General features: G+C 73.9%; 14 protein-coding genes. 9 read left to right on the forward strand and 5 right to left on the reverse strand.

The window, feature by feature from the left end:
- The first annotated feature begins 54 nt into the window (after window positions 1–54).
- From AL2_RS29875 to AL2_RS29895, 5 genes are all read left to right on the forward strand, one after another.
- A complete protein-coding gene (locus AL2_RS29875) occupies window positions 55–1,407 on the forward strand; it encodes an ABC transporter substrate-binding protein (protein WP_210748686.1) in 1,353 nt (450 codons plus the stop codon).
- A gap of 4 nt (window positions 1,408–1,411) precedes the next feature.
- Complete coding sequence (locus AL2_RS29880; RefSeq protein WP_067639497.1) at window positions 1,412–2,410, forward strand: carbohydrate ABC transporter permease; 999 nt, start codon at window positions 1,412–1,414, stop codon at window positions 2,408–2,410.
- Entirely contained in the window at window positions 2,403–3,290 is an 888-nt protein-coding gene (locus AL2_RS29885; protein ID WP_067639498.1) for a carbohydrate ABC transporter permease, read from the forward strand. Before AL2_RS29880 ends, AL2_RS29885 begins: the two co-directional genes overlap by 8 nt.
- A gap of 28 nt (window positions 3,291–3,318) precedes the next feature.
- Window positions 3,319–4,695, forward strand: a complete 1,377-nt coding sequence (locus tag AL2_RS29890) for a GH1 family beta-glucosidase (protein ID WP_245667033.1) — start codon at window positions 3,319–3,321, stop codon at window positions 4,693–4,695.
- A 65-nt stretch (window positions 4,696–4,760) separates the two neighbouring features.
- Entirely contained in the window at window positions 4,761–7,973 is a 3,213-nt protein-coding gene (locus AL2_RS29895; protein ID WP_067639500.1) for an acetyl-CoA carboxylase family protein, read from the forward strand.
- Here the strand turns inward: AL2_RS29895 and AL2_RS29900 are convergent.
- On the reverse strand, window positions 7,906–8,769 hold the full coding sequence (locus AL2_RS29900; protein WP_245667034.1) for an ATP-binding cassette domain-containing protein: 864 nt from the start codon (window positions 8,767–8,769) through the stop codon (window positions 7,906–7,908). The two genes, AL2_RS29895 and AL2_RS29900, sit on opposite strands and share 68 nt — an antisense overlap.
- Window positions 8,770–8,818: 49 nt before the next feature.
- Window positions 8,819–9,586, reverse strand: coding sequence for an SDR family NAD(P)-dependent oxidoreductase (locus AL2_RS29905; protein ID WP_210748685.1), 768 nt, complete (start codon window positions 9,584–9,586; stop codon window positions 8,819–8,821).
- A gap of 344 nt (window positions 9,587–9,930) precedes the next feature.
- Between AL2_RS29905 and AL2_RS38190 the strand changes: the two genes are divergently transcribed.
- Window positions 9,931–10,134, forward strand: a complete 204-nt coding sequence (locus AL2_RS38190) for a hypothetical protein (protein WP_067639506.1) — start codon at window positions 9,931–9,933, stop codon at window positions 10,132–10,134.
- A gap of 22 nt (window positions 10,135–10,156) precedes the next feature.
- Here the strand turns inward: AL2_RS38190 and AL2_RS29915 are convergent, their stop codons facing one another.
- Window positions 10,157–10,750 carry a TetR/AcrR family transcriptional regulator gene (locus tag AL2_RS29915; RefSeq protein WP_067639510.1) on the reverse strand — a complete coding sequence of 198 codons (594 nt, stop codon included), beginning with the start codon at window positions 10,748–10,750 and terminating at the stop codon, window positions 10,157–10,159.
- A 95-nt stretch (window positions 10,751–10,845) separates the two neighbouring features.
- Here AL2_RS29915 and AL2_RS29920 point away from each other — a divergent pair, with 95 nt between their 5' ends.
- The 3 genes from AL2_RS29920 (at window position 10,846) to AL2_RS29930 (ending at window position 13,647) form a co-directional block, all read left to right on the forward strand.
- Window positions 10,846–11,256 carry a nuclear transport factor 2 family protein gene (locus tag AL2_RS29920; protein WP_067639512.1) on the forward strand — a complete coding sequence of 137 codons (411 nt, stop codon included), beginning with the start codon at window positions 10,846–10,848 and terminating at the stop codon, window positions 11,254–11,256.
- A gap of 127 nt (window positions 11,257–11,383) precedes the next feature.
- Complete coding sequence (locus AL2_RS29925) at window positions 11,384–12,577, forward strand: acyl-CoA dehydrogenase family protein (RefSeq protein WP_067639514.1); 1,194 nt, start codon at window positions 11,384–11,386, stop codon at window positions 12,575–12,577.
- Window positions 12,574–13,647 carry an acyl-CoA dehydrogenase family protein gene (locus AL2_RS29930; protein WP_067639516.1) on the forward strand — a complete coding sequence of 358 codons (1,074 nt, stop codon included), beginning with the start codon at window positions 12,574–12,576 and terminating at the stop codon, window positions 13,645–13,647. Before AL2_RS29925 ends, AL2_RS29930 begins: the two co-directional genes overlap by 4 nt.
- 39 nt (window positions 13,648–13,686) lie before the next feature.
- Here AL2_RS29930 and AL2_RS29935 read toward each other — a convergent pair whose 3' ends face one another.
- Both AL2_RS29935 and AL2_RS29940 read right to left on the reverse strand, forming a co-directional pair.
- Complete coding sequence (locus AL2_RS29935) at window positions 13,687–14,526, reverse strand: 1-aminocyclopropane-1-carboxylate deaminase/D-cysteine desulfhydrase (RefSeq protein ID WP_067639518.1); 840 nt, start codon at window positions 14,524–14,526, stop codon at window positions 13,687–13,689.
- Window positions 14,523–15,167 (reverse strand): adenylate kinase family protein, encoded by a 645-nt coding sequence (locus AL2_RS29940; RefSeq protein WP_067639520.1) that lies wholly within the window; start codon window positions 15,165–15,167, stop codon window positions 14,523–14,525. Before AL2_RS29940 ends, AL2_RS29935 begins: the two co-directional genes overlap by 4 nt.
- Window positions 15,168–15,172: the final 5 nt, after the last annotated feature.

Here is a 15,172-nt window from a genome sequence, read left to right on the forward strand (position 1 = left end):
ATTATGTCACTGCTTAGATCACGTCGTGAAATAAGGTGTGATCAAACTCGTGGAGTGACCCCCGTCACTCAGGACCGGAAGGCCGAGCCGATGCGCCAAACCACGTTCGCAGGACGGGCCGCGGCCGTCCTCACGGCAGGACTGCTGGTGACCACCGCGGCGGCGTGCGGCGGCGGCACCGCGTCCGGCGGCGGGGACGGCGACCCGAAGACGCTGACCTACTGGGCCAGCAACCAGGGCACCGACATCGCCGCCGACAAGAAGGTGCTGAAGCCGGAGCTGGCCAAGTTCGAGCAGCAGACCGGCATCAAGGTCGAGCTGGAGGTCGTCCCCTGGACCGACCTGCTCAACCGGATCCTCGCAGCCACCACCTCCGGCCAGGGACCGGACGTCCTCAACATCGGCAACACCTGGTCGGCGTCGCTGCAGGCGACCGGCGGGCTGCTGCCGTTCGACGACGCCGCCATGGCCGAGGTCGGCGGCGCCGGCCGGTTCGTGCCCGCCGCGCTCGCCTCCGCCGGAGCGAAGGGCAGGCCCCCGGCCGCGGTGCCGCTCTACTCCCTCGCCTACGGCCTCTACTACAACAAGAAGATGTTCGCGGACGCGAACCTGGAGCCGCCCAAGACCTGGCAGAAGATGATCGACGCCGGGCGCAGGCTCACCAAGGACGGCAAGCACGGCATCGCCGTCGAGGGCGCCAGCATCCCCGAGAACGTCCACGCGGCGTTCAACCTCGGCCAGATGTACGGGGCCGACTTCTTCACCGCCGACGGCAAGCCCCAGTTCGCCACCCCGCAGGCGGTGAAGGCGGTCAAGTCCTACGTCGACCTCATCGCCGCGGAGAAGATCGCCGCACCCGGCAACGCCGAGTACTCGGCGAACCAGTCGCTGAACGACTTCGCCACCGGCAAGGCCGCGATGCTGATGTGGCAGGCGACCACCAGCGGCCTGACCAACCTCGGCATGAAGCCGGGCGACTGGGGCGTCGTCCCGCTGCCGAAGCCGTCCCCGGCGCCGCCCGGCGGGCGCGACGTCACCTCGATGGTCGCCGGGATCAACATCGCGGTCTTCAAGAACTCGGGCAACCGCGCCGGCGCGCTGAAGTTCGTGAAGTTCATGACCGGCGACGCGGAGCAGAAGATCCTCAACAAGGCGTACGGGTCGCTGCCGGCCGTCACCGCCGCGCAGAACGACCCGGCGTTCGACACCGCCGACCTCAAGGTCTTCAAGAGCATCCTCGCCACCAGCGCGGCGCCGCTGCCGCAGGTCCCGGAGGAGAGCCAGTTCGAGACGGCCGTCGGCACCGCGATGAAGGAGCTGTTCGCCGACGCCGCCGCGGGCAAGCCGATCACGGAGGAGAAGGTCGGGGAGAAGCTCGCCGCCGCCCAGGAACAGATGGGCAAGTAGGCGGATGGCGACTGCGGACGTCTCGGCCGCCCGTGCGGGCGGCACCGAGAGGCCCCGGCCGGGACCCGCCGGCGCCCGGCCGGGGAGGCGGCCGCGCCTGCCGCCGAAGGCGCTGCCCTACCTGCTGCTGGCGCCGGCGGTCGTCGCGGAGCTGATCGTGCACCTGGTGCCGATCGCCGTCGGGATCTGGATGAGCTTCAAGGAGCTGACGCTCTTCTACATCCGCGAATGGTCGAAGGCGCCCGGCAACGGGGTCGAGAACTACCGGGTCGCGGTCGACTTCGACGGCGCGATCGGGGCGGGGCTGCTGCGCTCGTTCCTCGTCACGGTCGCCGTCACGGTGCTGGCGGTGGGCCTGTCGTGGCTGCTCGGCACCGCCGCCGCCGTCCTGATGCAGGAGCGGTTCCGGGGGCGCGGGCCGCTGCGCGCGATCTTCCTCGTCCCGTACGCGCTGCCCGTCTACACCGCGGTGATGACGTGGGCGTTCATGTTCCAGCGCGACACCGGCATGGTCAACCACATCCTCGCCGACCAGCTGCACGTCACCGGCGGCGACCGCCCGTTCTGGCTGATCGGCGACAACAGCTTCTGGGCCCTGGTCACCGTCATCGTGTGGCGGTCGTGGCCGTTCGCGTTCCTGGTGCTGATGGCGGGGCTGCAGAACATCTCCCGCGACCTGTACGAGGCGTCCGCGCTGGACGGCGCCGGGGTGTGGCAGCAGATCCGGCACATCACGCTGCCCGCGCTGCGGCCCATCAACCAGGTGCTCGTGCTGGTGCTGTTCCTGTGGACGTTCAACGACTTCAACACGCCGTTCGTCCTGTTCGGCAAGGCGGCGCCGGACGGCGGCGACCTGATCTCGGTGCACATCTACCACGCGTCGTTCGTCACCTGGAACTTCGGGACGGGCTCGGCGATGTCGGTGCTGCTCCTGCTGTTCCTGCTGCTGGTCACGGCGGCGTACCTGCTCGCCACGTCGAGGCGGAGGCCCGCGCATGGCTGAGGCCCGCACGTCCCGGCGAGGGGCCTCCCGGAGGGGGCCGGCCGGCCCGCCGAAGTCGTTCGTGTGGACGCGGCGCATCGTGCTGACGCTGCTGACCGTGTTCACCCTCCTGCCCGTCTACGCGATGGTCAGCTCGTCGCTGAAGCCGCTGCGGGACGTCCAGGGCGCGTTCCGGTGGATCCCGTCCGAGCCGACGATCCGGCCCTACATCGACATGTGGTCGACCGTCCCGCTGGCGCGGTACTTCGTGAACAGCGTGGTCGTCGCGGGCGGCGCCACGCTCGCGTCCGTCGCGATCGCGATCGGCGCGGCGTACGCGGTGAGCCGGTACCGGTTCGCCGGGCGCCGGGTGTTCACCGTGACGGTGCTGTCCACGCAGATGTTCCCGGGCATCCTGTTCCTGCTCCCGCTGTTCCTGATCTTCGTCAACGCCGGGAACGCGACCGGGATCGCCCTGTACGGCAGCCGCGGCGCGCTCATCCTGACGTACCTGACGTTCTCGCTGCCGTTCTCGATCTGGATGCTCGCCGGCTACTTCGAGTCGATCCCGCGCGAGCTGGACGAGGCGGCCCGGGTGGACGGCTGCGGCCCGATGGGCGCGCTGCTGCGGGTGATCGTCCCGGCGGCGCTGCCCGGCATCGTCGCGGTGACCGTCTACGCGTTCATGACCGCCTGGGGCGAGGTCCTGTTCGCCTCCGTCATGACCAACGACCAGACCCGGACCCTGGCGATCGGGCTGCAGGGCTACTCCACCCAGCACGAGGTCTACTGGAACCAGGTGATGGCCGCCTCCCTCGTGGTGAGCGTCCCCGTCGTCGCCGGGTTCCTGCTGCTCCAGCGCTTCCTGGTGGCCGGCCTGACCGCCGGCTCCGTCAAATGACCCGTCTCGACGACCCAGAGGGAGACCCGTGCCCATCGACGACGACCTGACCGCGTTCGGACCCGGCTTCGCCTGGGGGGCGGCGACCTCGGCCTACCAGGTGGAGGGGGCCGCCGCGGAGGACGGCCGCGGCCCCTCCATCTGGGACGCGTTCTGCCGCGTCCCGGGCGCGGTCGCCGGGGGCGACACCGGCGACGTCGCCTGCGACCACTACCACCGCTGGCCCGAGGACGTGGCGCTGATGAAGGCGCTCGGCCTGCGCGCCTACCGGTTCTCGATCGCGTGGCCCAGGGTGCTTCCCGCCGGGGACGGCCCGGTCAACCCGGCCGGCCTGGCGTTCTACGACCGGCTCGTGGACGCGCTGCTGGAGGCGGGTATCGAGCCGCACGCGACCCTCTACCACTGGGACCTCCCGCAGGCGCTCCAGGACCGGGGCGGCTGGCCGTCCCGCGACACCGCCGAGCGGTTCGCCGACTACGCGTCCGTCGTGGCCGGGGCGCTCGGCGACCGCGTCGCCTCGTGGGCGACGCTGAACGAGCCGATCTGCGCGGCGTGGATCGGCCACCTGCAGGGGACGATGGCGCCGGGCGTCGCCGACATCCGGGCGGCCGTGCCCGCGTCGTACCACCTGATGCTGGCCCACGGGCTCGGTCTGCGGGCCATCCGGGCGGCGGTCCCGGACGCCCGCGCCGGCATCGTCCACCTGCTCACCGACTGCGAGCCCGGCGGCGACCGGGACGAGGACGCCGCGGCGGCGCGCCGCGAGGACGGCCACCACAACCGCTGGTGGCTCGACCCGCTCTTCGGCCGCGGCCTGCCCGCCGACATGGTCGAGGAGTACGGGGTGGAGCCGCCGGTGCGGCCCGGCGACCTGGAGGCGATCGCCGCGCCGCTCGACTGGCTCGGCGTCAACTACTACCGCCGCTCGGTGAACGTCGCCGACCCCGGCGGGCCGCCGCCGCGCACCCGGCAGATCACCCCGGCGGGGACGCCGCGCACCGGCATGGACTGGGAGATCCACCCGGACCGGCTGGAGAAGGTCCTCCTGCGCGTCACGCGGGAGTACGCGCCGCCCAGCATCATGGTCACCGAGAACGGCTCCGCCTACGCCGACACGGTGACGCCCGGCGGCGCCGTCCACGACGCCGAGCGCACCGCCTACCTGGAGGCGCACCTGTCGGCGTGCGCGTCCGCGATCCGCGCGGGCGTCCCCCTGGACGGCTACTTCGCCTGGTCGCTGCTGGACAACTTCGAGTGGGCGTACGGGTACGCGCAGCGGTTCGGGCTCGTCCACGTCGACTTCGCCACCCAGAAGCGCGTCGTCAAGGACAGCGGCCACCGCTACGCCGAGATCATCCGCGCGCACCGGGACCTCGCGGCGGGCGCGGTCGCGACCGGCACGTAGGGCGGCGCGCACGCCCGCAGCCCGGCTCTCTAGAGTGTCGGCCAAGGCGAGGTGAGGAGGGCCGGGTGGGCGGGATCCTGGTGGCCAACCGGGGAGAGGTCGCGCTGCGGATCGTGCGGGCCGCGGCCGAGCTGGGCCTGCGGACGGTCGCCGTCCACACCCGCGACGACGCCGCCTCGGCGCACCTGCGCCGCGCCGACGAGGTGCGCGCGCTGCCCGGCGAGGGCGTCGCCGGCTACCTCGACGCGGACGCGCTGCTCGCCGCCGCGAAGGACGCCGGCGCCACCGCCGTCCACCCCGGCTACGGCTTCCTGAGCGAGAACGCCGGGTTCGCCGCGCGCTGCGCCGCCGCCGGGCTGGCGTTCGCCGGCCCGCGCCCCGAGCTGCTGGAGCTGTTCAGCGACAAGGCGCGGTCGCGGGAACTGGCGCGCGAGGCCGGCGTGCCGGTGACGCCCGGCACGGGCGGCGCGGTGAGCCCGGCCGGCGCCGAGGAGTTCGCCCGCGAGCACGGCCCCGTCATGCTCAAGGCGGTCGCGGGCGGCGGCGGTCGGGGCATGCGCGTCGTCGCGGATCCGGCGGAGACGGCCGCCGCGTACGAGCGCTGCCGGTCGGAGGCGCTCGCCTCGTTCGGCAGCGGCGACCTGTACGCCGAGAAGTACGTGCCGCGCGCCCGCCACATCGAGGTCCAGGCCGCCGGGGACGGGTCCGGCGCCGTCACGCACCTGTGGGAGCGCGACTGCAGCGTCCAGCGGCGCCACCAGAAGCTCATCGAGATCGCGCCCGCGCCCGCGCTGCCGGGCGGCGTCCGGGACGCGCTGCTGGACGCGGCGCTCCGCATGGCCGCCCGCGTCCGCTACGACAGCCTCGGCACGTTCGAGTTCCTCGTGGCCGGGGACGAGTTCTGGTTCCTGGAGGCCAACCCGCGGCTCCAGGTCGAGCACACCGTGACCGAGGAGATCACCGGCGTCGACCTGGTGAAGGCGCAGATCAGGCTCGCGCTGGGGGAGGACCTCGCCGGGGTGGGCCTGGCCGCGCCGCCGGCCGCGTCCGGCTGCGCCGTGCAGGTGCGGGTGAACACCGAGACGATCGACGCCGACGGCACGCCCCGGCCCCGCGCCGGGACGCTGACCGCGTTCGCGCCGCCGTCCGGCCCCGGCGTCCGCGTCGACACCTGCGGATACGCCGGATACCGCACCGGCCTGCGCTACGACCCGCTGCTCGCCAAGGTCATCGCCCGCGCGGAGGACCTGCCGTCCGCGGCCGCGCGGGCGCACGGCGCGCTCGGCGAGTTCGAGATCGCGGGCGTGGCCACGAGCATCCCGCTGCTCCAGGGCATCCTGCGGCATCCGGAGTTCACGTCCGGCGGCGTCGACACGTCCTTCATCGCCGACCACCTGCCCGAGCTCCTGGAGAGCGAGCACCGCCGCTACTACCCCGAGACCGCGCACGCGACGGAGCCGGAGGCCGCCGCCGCGGTGGACGCGCCGCCCGGCACCGTCGCGGTCGCCGCGCCCGTGCAGGGCACGGTCGTGAGCGTCGAGGCGGCCGAGGGCGACCTGGTCGGGACCGGTGCGCCGGTGCTGATCCTCGAGGCGATGAAGATGGAACACGTCGTCCGCGCCGGCCAGGCGGGCGTCGTCCGCGCCGTGGCCGCCGCGCCCGGCGACACCGTCGCCGAGGGCGCGCCGCTGCTGTTCGTCGAGCCCGCCGAGGCCGGCGGGGACCACGCCGCCGAGGAGGACGAGACCGACCTCGACGCGATCCGCGCCGACCTCGCCGAGACGCTGCGGCGGCACGGGACCGGGCTCGACGCGGCCCGTCCCGAGGCGGTCGCCAAGCGGCACGCGCGCGGCCACCGCACCGCCCGCGAGAACATCGCCGACCTGTGCGACCCCGGCACGTTCGCCGAGTACGGCGCCCTCGCCATCGCGGCGCAGCGGCAGCGGCGGTCCCTGGACGACCTCATCGAGCGCACCCCCGCCGACGGCATGGTGTGCGGCATCGGGGACGTGAACGGCGAGAAGGCCGTCGTCATGTCCTACGACTACATGGTCCTGGCCGGGACGCAGGGCCACCAGAACCACCGCAAGACCGACCGGATGCTCGACATCGCCCATCGCCGCCGCCTGCCGCTCGTCCTGTTCGCCGAGGGCGGCGGGGGACGGCCCGGCGACACCGACACCTCCTCGATCTCCGGCCTGGACGTGCCGACGTTCCACGCGATGGGGCGGCTCAGCGGCGTCGTCCCGTCCGTCGGGATCGCGTCCGGGCGCTGCTTCGCCGGGAACGCGGCCCTCCTCGGCTGCTGCGACGTCATCATCGCCACCCGCGACGCCAACATCGGGATGGGCGGGCCCGCCATGATCGAGGGCGGCGGCCTCGGCGTGTTCGCGCCCGAGGAGATCGGCCCGATCGGCGACCAGGAGCCCAACGGCGTCGTCGACATCGTCGTCGCGGACGAGGCGGAGGCCGTCGGCGCCGCCCGCCGCTACCTCTCCTATTTCCAGGGTCCGCGGGACGACTGGACGTGCGACGACCAGCGCGTCCTCCGCCATGTCGTCCCCGAGAACCGGATGCGCGCCTACGACGTCCGGCGCGCCGTCGCCCACCTCGCCGACACCGGGTCGGTGCTGGAGCTGCGCCGCGCCTTCGGGATCGGGATCATCACCGCGCTGGTGCGGATCGAGGGCCGCCCGATGGGCCTCATCGCCAGCAACCCGGCGCATCTCGGCGGCGCGATCGACCGCGACGCCGCCGACAAGGCCGCCCGGTTCCTGCAGCTGTGCGACGCTCACGGCCTGCCCGTGGTGTCCCTGTGCGACACCCCCGGGTTCATGGTCGGCCCGGACGCCGAGCGGACCGCGACCGTCCGGCACTTCAGCCGGCTGTTCGTCATCGGCGCGAACCTGCGCGTCCCGGTCATCACGATCGTGCTGCGCAAGGGCTACGGGCTCGGCGCGCAGGCCATGGCCGGCGGCGGGTTCAAGGCGCCGCTCGCGACCGTCGCGTGGCCCACCGGCGAGATCGGCGGCATGGGGCTGGAGGGCGCCGTCCGGCTCGGGTTCCGCAAGGAGCTGGCCGCCGCCGAGGACCCCGAGGCGCTGTTCGAGCGGATGGTCGCCGCCGCCTACGAGTACGGCAAGGCCCTGCACGCCGCCACGGTGTTCGAGCTGGACGACGTCATCGACCCCGCGGACACCCGCCGCTGGATCACCACGGTGTTCGCCGGAGCCCCGCCCGTCGAGGACCGCCCCCGGCCGTGGATCGACACGTGGTGACGCCCAGGTAGGCGGCGCGCACCCGGGGATCGGCGCGAACCTCCGCGGGCGCGCCCGCCGCTATCACCCTGCCGCCGTCCAGGACGTGCAGGACGTCGCAGACCCCCAGCACCGGCTCCAGCTCCCGCTCGACCACCAGCACCGCGAGCCCGTCGGCGGCCAGGTCGCGCAGCAGCACCTCCAGGGCGCGGGCCTGCCGCTCCAGGAGGCCCGCCCACGGCTCGTCCAGCACCAGCACCGCCGGTTCGGCGATGAGGGCCCGCGCCAGGCCGGTCAGCAGCGCCACACCGGGCGGCGCCGACCGCGCGCACCGCTCCGCGTACTCCTCGATGCCGACGCGGGCGATGGCCTCGTCGGCCCGGCGGGCCGCGGCCCGCCGGGCGTCGAGGCGGCGGCGCCACCGGTCCCGCGCCGTCCGGCCCGGCTGCTCCCGGGTCAGCGCGTGCCGCGCGGCGGCGGCCCGCACGGCCTCCCGCACGGTGCGCGAACCGGCCGGCCCGGGGATGGTGCGGGCGATGCCGCGCCGGGCCCGCTCGCGCGCCGCCTCGCCGGTCAGGTCGGCGTCGCCGAGGTGGACGGTGCCCGCCGCCGGGCGGCGCAGCCCGGTGATCACGTCGCACAGCGTCGTCTTGCCCGCGCCGTCCGGGCCGATGAGCCCGGTCACCGCGCCGGGCGGGGCGGTGAGCGCGGCGCCGTCCACGGCCGTCAGCCGGCCGAACCGGACCGTCACGTCGCGGACCCGGAGACCTGCTGGAGCGGCCATCGGCACCTCGCGGCTCACTGTGACGCGGATCACTGCGGATCCACACCCTACTGACGCGCGGGAAGGGCGGCAACGCCTCCGGTCAGGGGGCCGACCGGTCGCGGGCCCACTCCTTGACGCCGGCGATGAACGCGTCCACGTCGGCGGCCTTGCCGGACGCCATCTCGTCGAACCAGCCCGGCACGTACTGCTCGAACCTCCCGCTCTCCAGGACCTCCAGGAGGGCGTCGGCGACCTGCTGCGGCGGCAGCGCGTCGGACACGTCGCTCAGCGGCGGCTCGTTGCCGGGCAGCGTGAACAGCTCGGTGCCCGCGATGAGCGCGGGCTGGATCACGTGGACGCGCACGCCCGTGCCGTCCAGGTCGACCGCCATGCTCTCCCAGAACGCGGTCAGCGCCGCCTTGGACGCGCCGTAGGCGCCCTCGTGCGGCGGGCCCAGCCGCGCCGCGACCGACCCGACCGCCACCAGGTGACCGCGCCCCCGCTCGATCATGCCGGGCAGCAGCGCCAGCGTGAGCCGCACCGGGGAGGCGTAGTTCAGCCGCATGACGTCCTCGGCCTCGGCGGGGGACAGGTCCTGGACGCGGCGCCGCTTCGGCATCCCCGCGTTGTTGACCAGCACGTCCACGCCGCCGAACTCGCGCTCCACCGCCGCCGCCAGCTCGCCGATCCCGTCGAGCTCGCCGAGGTCGGCCGTCCACATCGCCGAACCGGGGGAGTGCTCGCGGCACCGGGCGAGGACCTGTTCGAGCCTGTCCTTGCGGCGCGCCACCAGCCCCACGCGGGCGCCGGCGGCGGCGAGGGCCTCCGCCACCACCGCGCCGATGCCGGACGACGCTCCCGTGACCAACGCGGACCGTCCCGTTAAAGACACCATGCGGCCCAACGTCACACACCCCCGCCCGGCCCGGCAAGGCGAAGCGCCGCCGGCCCTCCGCTCCGGCCGGTAAGGTTGTGGGTTTCGCCCTCACCCACCTCTCGCTGCCGGAGGTCTGCCCGCATGCCCGCCGAAGCCGGCGAACCGGAGATACTCGCCGCCGAACGCGCCCACCTCGCCGAGTCCCGCGCCGCGCTGCGCCGCATGCGCGAGCACGCCGAGCGCCTGTCCGCCGACGCCGCCGCCGGGAGCGGCTGTCGCGGTCCGGCGTCCTCATCGTCGGCCCGAACCGGGCGTTCCTCGCCTACATCTCGGCGGTGCTGCCCGCGCTCGGCGAGGTCAGGGTCGAGCAGGCCACCATCGACGACCTGCTCGGCGCGCCGCTGGGGGAGGAGCCCGCGGCGGTCTCCGCCGCCGAGGCGCGCGGTCTCGCCCGCCTGTACGTCGCGCTGACCCGCGCCGTGACGTCGCTGACCGTCCTGCACCGCGACGACCTTCCCGCCGAACTGGCGCTGCCGTAGCCGGTGGGGGCTGCTGAGCGCACTACCCGCGCGCGGCGGCCTGATCCCGGCAGGTGTGCGGGCGCAGCCCGTCCAGGGCGATCCGGAGGACGTCCTCGCGGGCCCCGGCGCGCCCGGCGGCGTAGGACATGCCGGCCAGCAGCGCCATGACCTCGCCCGCTCCGACGTCGGCGCGGACGGCCCCGGCCTCCTGCGCCCGCCGGAGGAGGACGCCCAGGGCCGCCTTCAGGCCGGGCCCGGCGCGCCCGGTGGCCTCGCGGGCGTCGATGCCGGCCTCTGCCAGCGCCTCGGTGACGGCCTGCTTCGCCGCCGCCTGCGAGACGACCCGCGAGAAGAACCCGAAGAACGCCTCGCCCGGGTCGGCGGCCGACCGCAACTCCTCCGCCTCGCCGGCCAGCCGCTCCAGCAGCGCGACGAGCACCGCCTCCAGCAGCGACTCCTTGGTCGGGAAGTGGCGGAACACCGTGCCGATCCCGACGCCCGCCTTCCGCGCGACCTCCTCGGTGGAGGCCGAGGTCCCCTGGACGGCGAAGACCTCCTCGGCCGCGGCGAGGACCTTGGCCCGGTTGCGGAGGGCGTCGGCGCGCAGCGGCCGGCCGGACGCGGGCGAGGTCATCGCGGCCTTTCCGTTGACGAGTGTCCGTTGACAAGTGGAGTCGTGACTCCGTATTTTCTCATACGGAGCACGGACTCCGATTGTAGGGGAGTGTCATGTCCGAGTTCGCCAGCCCCCGGGCCGTCTTCCAGCGGCTGCTCGACGGGGTCACCGAGCGGCGCCCCGAGGTGCTGCCGCGGCTGTACGCCGAGAACGCGGTGGTCGTCCACCCGTTCGCCCATCCCGCCTCGCGCCTGGAGGGCCGCGAGGCGCTGCGCGAGCACTTCGCCCGCCTGGAGACGCTGCCGCTGGAGATGAAGGCGCGCAACGTCGTCGTCCACCAGACCCCCGACCCGGAGGTGATCATCGCGGAGTACGAGTACGAGGGCCGCAACACCGAGACCGGGCGCGCGTTCGTCGTGCCCAACATCGTCGTCCTGCGCGTCCGCGACGGCCACATCGTCGAGTCCCGCGACTACCACGACCACGGGGGGCTCGCCCGCGCGCTGGGCGGCGCGGACGGGTGAGCCGGCGCGGGGGCGCTTGACCCGGCGTCCCGCCGGTTTCTAGGCTGGACCTGCCATACCGACCGGTTGGTATGTTCCGAGCGGGCGGCCCGGCCGCCGCCCGCTGCCCCGCGCGGAGGTTCGCCCTGTGAGCACAGCACCGCCCGACGCCGACGAGCTGAGCAGGCGGGTCGGCGAGTTCCTCGCCGCACACGACCCCTCGGCCATGGAGCCCCTGGAGTTCCTCCGCGCCCGGTTCGACGCCGGGCTCGCCTGGGTCCACTACCCCGCGGGCCTGGGCGGGCTCGGTGCCCCGCGGCACCTGCAACCCGCCGTCGACCGGGCGTTCGCCGAGGCCGGCGCGCCGACCAACCACCCCGAGCGCAACGGCATCGGGCTGGGCATGGCCGCGCCGACGATCCTGGCGTTCGGCACCGAGGAGCAGAAGCGCCGCTTCCTGCGCCCGCTGTGGACGGGCGAGGAGCTGTGGTGCCAGCTGTTCAGCGAGCCCGGCGCCGGCTCCGACCTCGCCGCGCTCGCCACCCGCGCCGTCCGCGACGGCGACGCCTGGACGGTCAACGGCCAGAAGGTCTGGACGTCCATGGCCCACGAGGCGCGCTGGGCGATCCTCGTCACCCGCACCGACCCGGACGTCCCCAAGCACCGCGGCATGACCTACTTCGTCTGCGACATGACCGCGCCGGGCGTCGAGGTCCGGCCGCTGCGGCAGATCACCGGCGAGGCCGAGTTCAACGAGGTGTTCCTCACCGACGTGCGGATCCCCGACGAGCACCGGCTCGGCGAGGTCGGGCAGGGCTGGCGGGTCTCCACCACCACGCTGATGAACGAGCGGGTCGCGATCGGCGGCAGCGCCGCGCCGCGCGAGAGCGGCATGATCGGCGTCGTCGCCGCGCTCTGGCGGGACCGTCCCGAACTGCGCACCCCCGGCCTGCACGACGCGCTGCTGCGCGCGTGGGTGCAGACCGAGGCGGCCCGGCTCACCGGGGCGCGGCTGCGCCAGCAGCTCACCGCCGGGCAGCCCGGCCCCGAGGGCTCCGGCGCCAAGCTCGCCTTCGCCCAGCTCAACCAGGAGGTCTCCGGCCTGGAACTGGAGATCCTCGGCGAGGATGGCCTGCGCTACGACGACTGGACGATGCGCCGCCCCACCGAGGTCGACTTCACCCGCCGCTCGCCCGGCTACCGCTACCTGCGCGCCAAGGGCAACTCCATCGAGGGCGGCACCTCGGAGATCCTGCGCAACATCATCGCCGAGCGCGTCCTCGGCCTGCCCGGTGAGATCCGCGTCGACAAGGACGTGGCGTGGAAGGACCTGCCCAAGTGAGCGACCTGCTGTACTCCGAGATCGAGAACGACCTGCGGGCGGGCGTCCGCGCGCTGCTCGACGACAAGGCGCCCTGGACCTCGGTCCTCGCGGGGACCGAGAAGGACGAGCCGTACGACGCGGGCCTGTGGCGGGCCGTCGCCGTCCAGCTCGGCTGCGCGGGGCTGCCCGTGCCCGAGGACCTCGGCGGCGCCGGCGCCACCTGGCGGGAGACCGCCGTGGTCATGGAGGAGCTGGGCCGGTCCGCCGCGCCCGTCCCCTTCCTGACCAGCTCGGTGGTCGCGACGGCCGCGCTGCTGGCCGCCGGGGAGCGCGACCTGCTCGCGGAACTGGCCGCCGGAGCGAAGATCGCGGTCCTGGCGGTGCCGTTCAGCGCCGGTCCCGGGGACGCGGCCCCGGCCGTGCGGGCCGCGGACGGGACGCTGACCGGCGAGGTCACCAGCGTCGCCGACGGCATGGCCGCGGACGTGCTCCTCGTCCCGGCGTCCGGCGCCCTGTACGCGGTGGACGCCGCCGACGCCCGGCGCACCGCCGTGACCTCGCTCGACATGACCCGGCGGCTCGCCGACGTCGCCTTCACCGGCGCGCCCGCCCGGCGCGTCGCCGAGGGGACGGACGCCGTCCGCGCCGCCCTGCTGACGGGTGCGGCGATGCTGGCGTCCGAGCAGCTCGGGCTGGCCGAACGCTGCCTGGACGACACCGTCGCCTACGTGAAGACGCGCTACCAGTTCGGCCGCCCGGTCGGCTCCTACCAGGGGCTCAAGCACCGCCTCGCCGACCTGTGGACGTCCATCACCCAGGCCCGCGCCGTGGCCCGGCACGCGGCGTCCTGCGTCGCGGCCGGCGACGACGACACGCCGATCGCGGTGGCCGTCGCGCAGGTGCACTGCTCGGCCGTCGCGGTCAAGGCCGCCGAGGAGTGCGTGCAGATGCACGGCGGCATCGGCTTCACCTGGGAGCACCCCGCGCACCTCTACCTGAAGCGCGCCAAGGCCGACTCGATCGCGCTCGGCACGCCCGGCCGGCACCGGGCCGCCCTCGCGACCCTGGTCGACCTGCCTCCGGCCTGACGCCCGCGCGGACGGCCCCGGATGCGCGGGGCCGTCCGGTCAGCCGGTGATGACGGCCAGGATCCGCGCGCCCTTAGAGAAGGCGCCTTGCTCGGCCAGCGCGAAGATGCCGAACATCATCTTCGCCGTGTAGATCCGGTCGAGGACGATGCCGTGCCGGTCGGCGAAATCGTCGATGAAGGCGTCCAGTTCCGGGGTGCGCCTGGCGTAGCCGCCGAAGTGGAAGCCGTTCTCGACACGCCAGCTTCCCCGGCGTTCGCCATAGGTTTCGCGCTGGAGCCGCTCTGCTTCGCCGTCCATGAAGTCGCCCTTGAGCGCGGAGAACCCGAGAGCCCGCTGACTCGGGGCCAGGCCCGCCGCCAGGCCGGCGAGCGTCCCGCCCGTCCCGCAGGGGCAGCAGATCACGTCGAAGCCCGGTACCTCCGCGCCCAGCTCCTCGCACCCCTTGACGGCCAGTGCGTTGCTGCCGCCCTCTGGCACCAGGTAGAAGTCGCCCCATCGCCCGTGCAGGGCGTCGATGACCTCGGGCTCGTTCTTGCGCCGGTACGTCGTGCGGTCCATGTAGGTGAGGCGCATGCCCATCCGCTCGGCGTAGGCCAGCGAATCGTTCAGCGGCCGGTGCTCCTCGCCCCTGATCACGCCGATCGTCCCGAACCCGAAGATCTTCCCGGCCGCCGCCGCCGCACGGATGTGGTTGGAGTAGGCCCCGCCGAACGTGAGGAGCGTCCCGTGCGCGCGGGCCGGTTCCAGGTTGTGCTTGAGCTTGCGCCACTTGTTGCCGGGCAGCTCCGGATGGATCAGGTCGTCCCGCTTCAGGAACAGCTCCAGACCCCGGCGCGCCGCACGGTCGTCGGCCAGGGCCACCACGGGGGACGTCATCGCGGCATCGGCAGGCCGAGCTTCCCGCGGAGCGTCCGCTGCACCTCGTCGATGCCCGGCCGCGCGTCCACGGTCACCACGTACTCCTTGCGGCTGAACAGCTCCAGGATGGGGTCGGTCTTCTCGTGGTAGTCGCGCAGCCGCTCGGCGAGCGCCTCCTCGGTGTCGTCCTCCCGGGTCACCAGCTCGCCGCCGCACACGTCGCAGCGGCCCTCCTGCGTGGGACGGTCCGCGATCAGGTTGTAGTCCATCCCGCACCGGGAGCAGAGCCGCCGGCCCAGCACCCGGCGGCGGACCTCCGCGTCCGGCAGGTCGAGGTGGATCACCCCGTCGATGTCGTAGCTCTCCAGGAAGAACTCGGTCTGCCGCCGGCTGCGCGGGAACCCGTCGACGACGAACCCGTAGTTCCAGTCGTGCTGGTCGAGGCGCTCCCGGACGACGTTCTCCGCGAGATCGTCGCCGACCAGCTCGCCGGCCGCCATGATCCGCCGCACCTGCGCGCCCAGCTTGGTGTGGTTCTTGACGTGCCAGCGGAAGACGTCGCCGACGCTGATGTGCACGATGTCCAGATCCCGCGCGAGCAGTCCCGACTGGGTCCCCTTGCCGCTGCCGATGGCCCCGATGATGACGTACTTGCGCATACCGC

The sequence above is a fragment of the Actinomadura latina NBRC 106108 genome (assembly GCF_001552195.1).
Taxonomy (GTDB): domain Bacteria; phylum Actinomycetota; class Actinomycetes; order Streptosporangiales; family Streptosporangiaceae; genus Spirillospora; species Spirillospora latina.

Coding starts and splice junctions, on each gene's coding strand:
- AL2_RS29880 (WP_067639497.1), top strand. CDS start 1,412: ATGGCGACTGCGGACGTCTCGGCCGCCCGTGCGGGCGGCACCGAGAGG.
- AL2_RS29885 (WP_067639498.1), top strand. CDS start 2,403: ATGGCTGAGGCCCGCACGTCCCGGCGAGGGGCCTCCCGGAGGGGGCCG.
- AL2_RS29915 (WP_067639510.1), bottom strand. CDS start 10,750: ATGACCTCGCCCGCGTCCGGCCGGCCGCTGCGCGCCGACGCCCTCCGC.
- AL2_RS29920 (WP_067639512.1), top strand. CDS start 10,846: ATGTCCGAGTTCGCCAGCCCCCGGGCCGTCTTCCAGCGGCTGCTCGAC.
- AL2_RS29935 (WP_067639518.1), bottom strand. CDS start 14,526: ATGACGTCCCCCGTGGTGGCCCTGGCCGACGACCGTGCGGCGCGCCGG.
- AL2_RS29940 (WP_067639520.1), bottom strand. CDS start 15,167: ATGCGCAAGTACGTCATCATCGGGGCCATCGGCAGCGGCAAGGGGACC.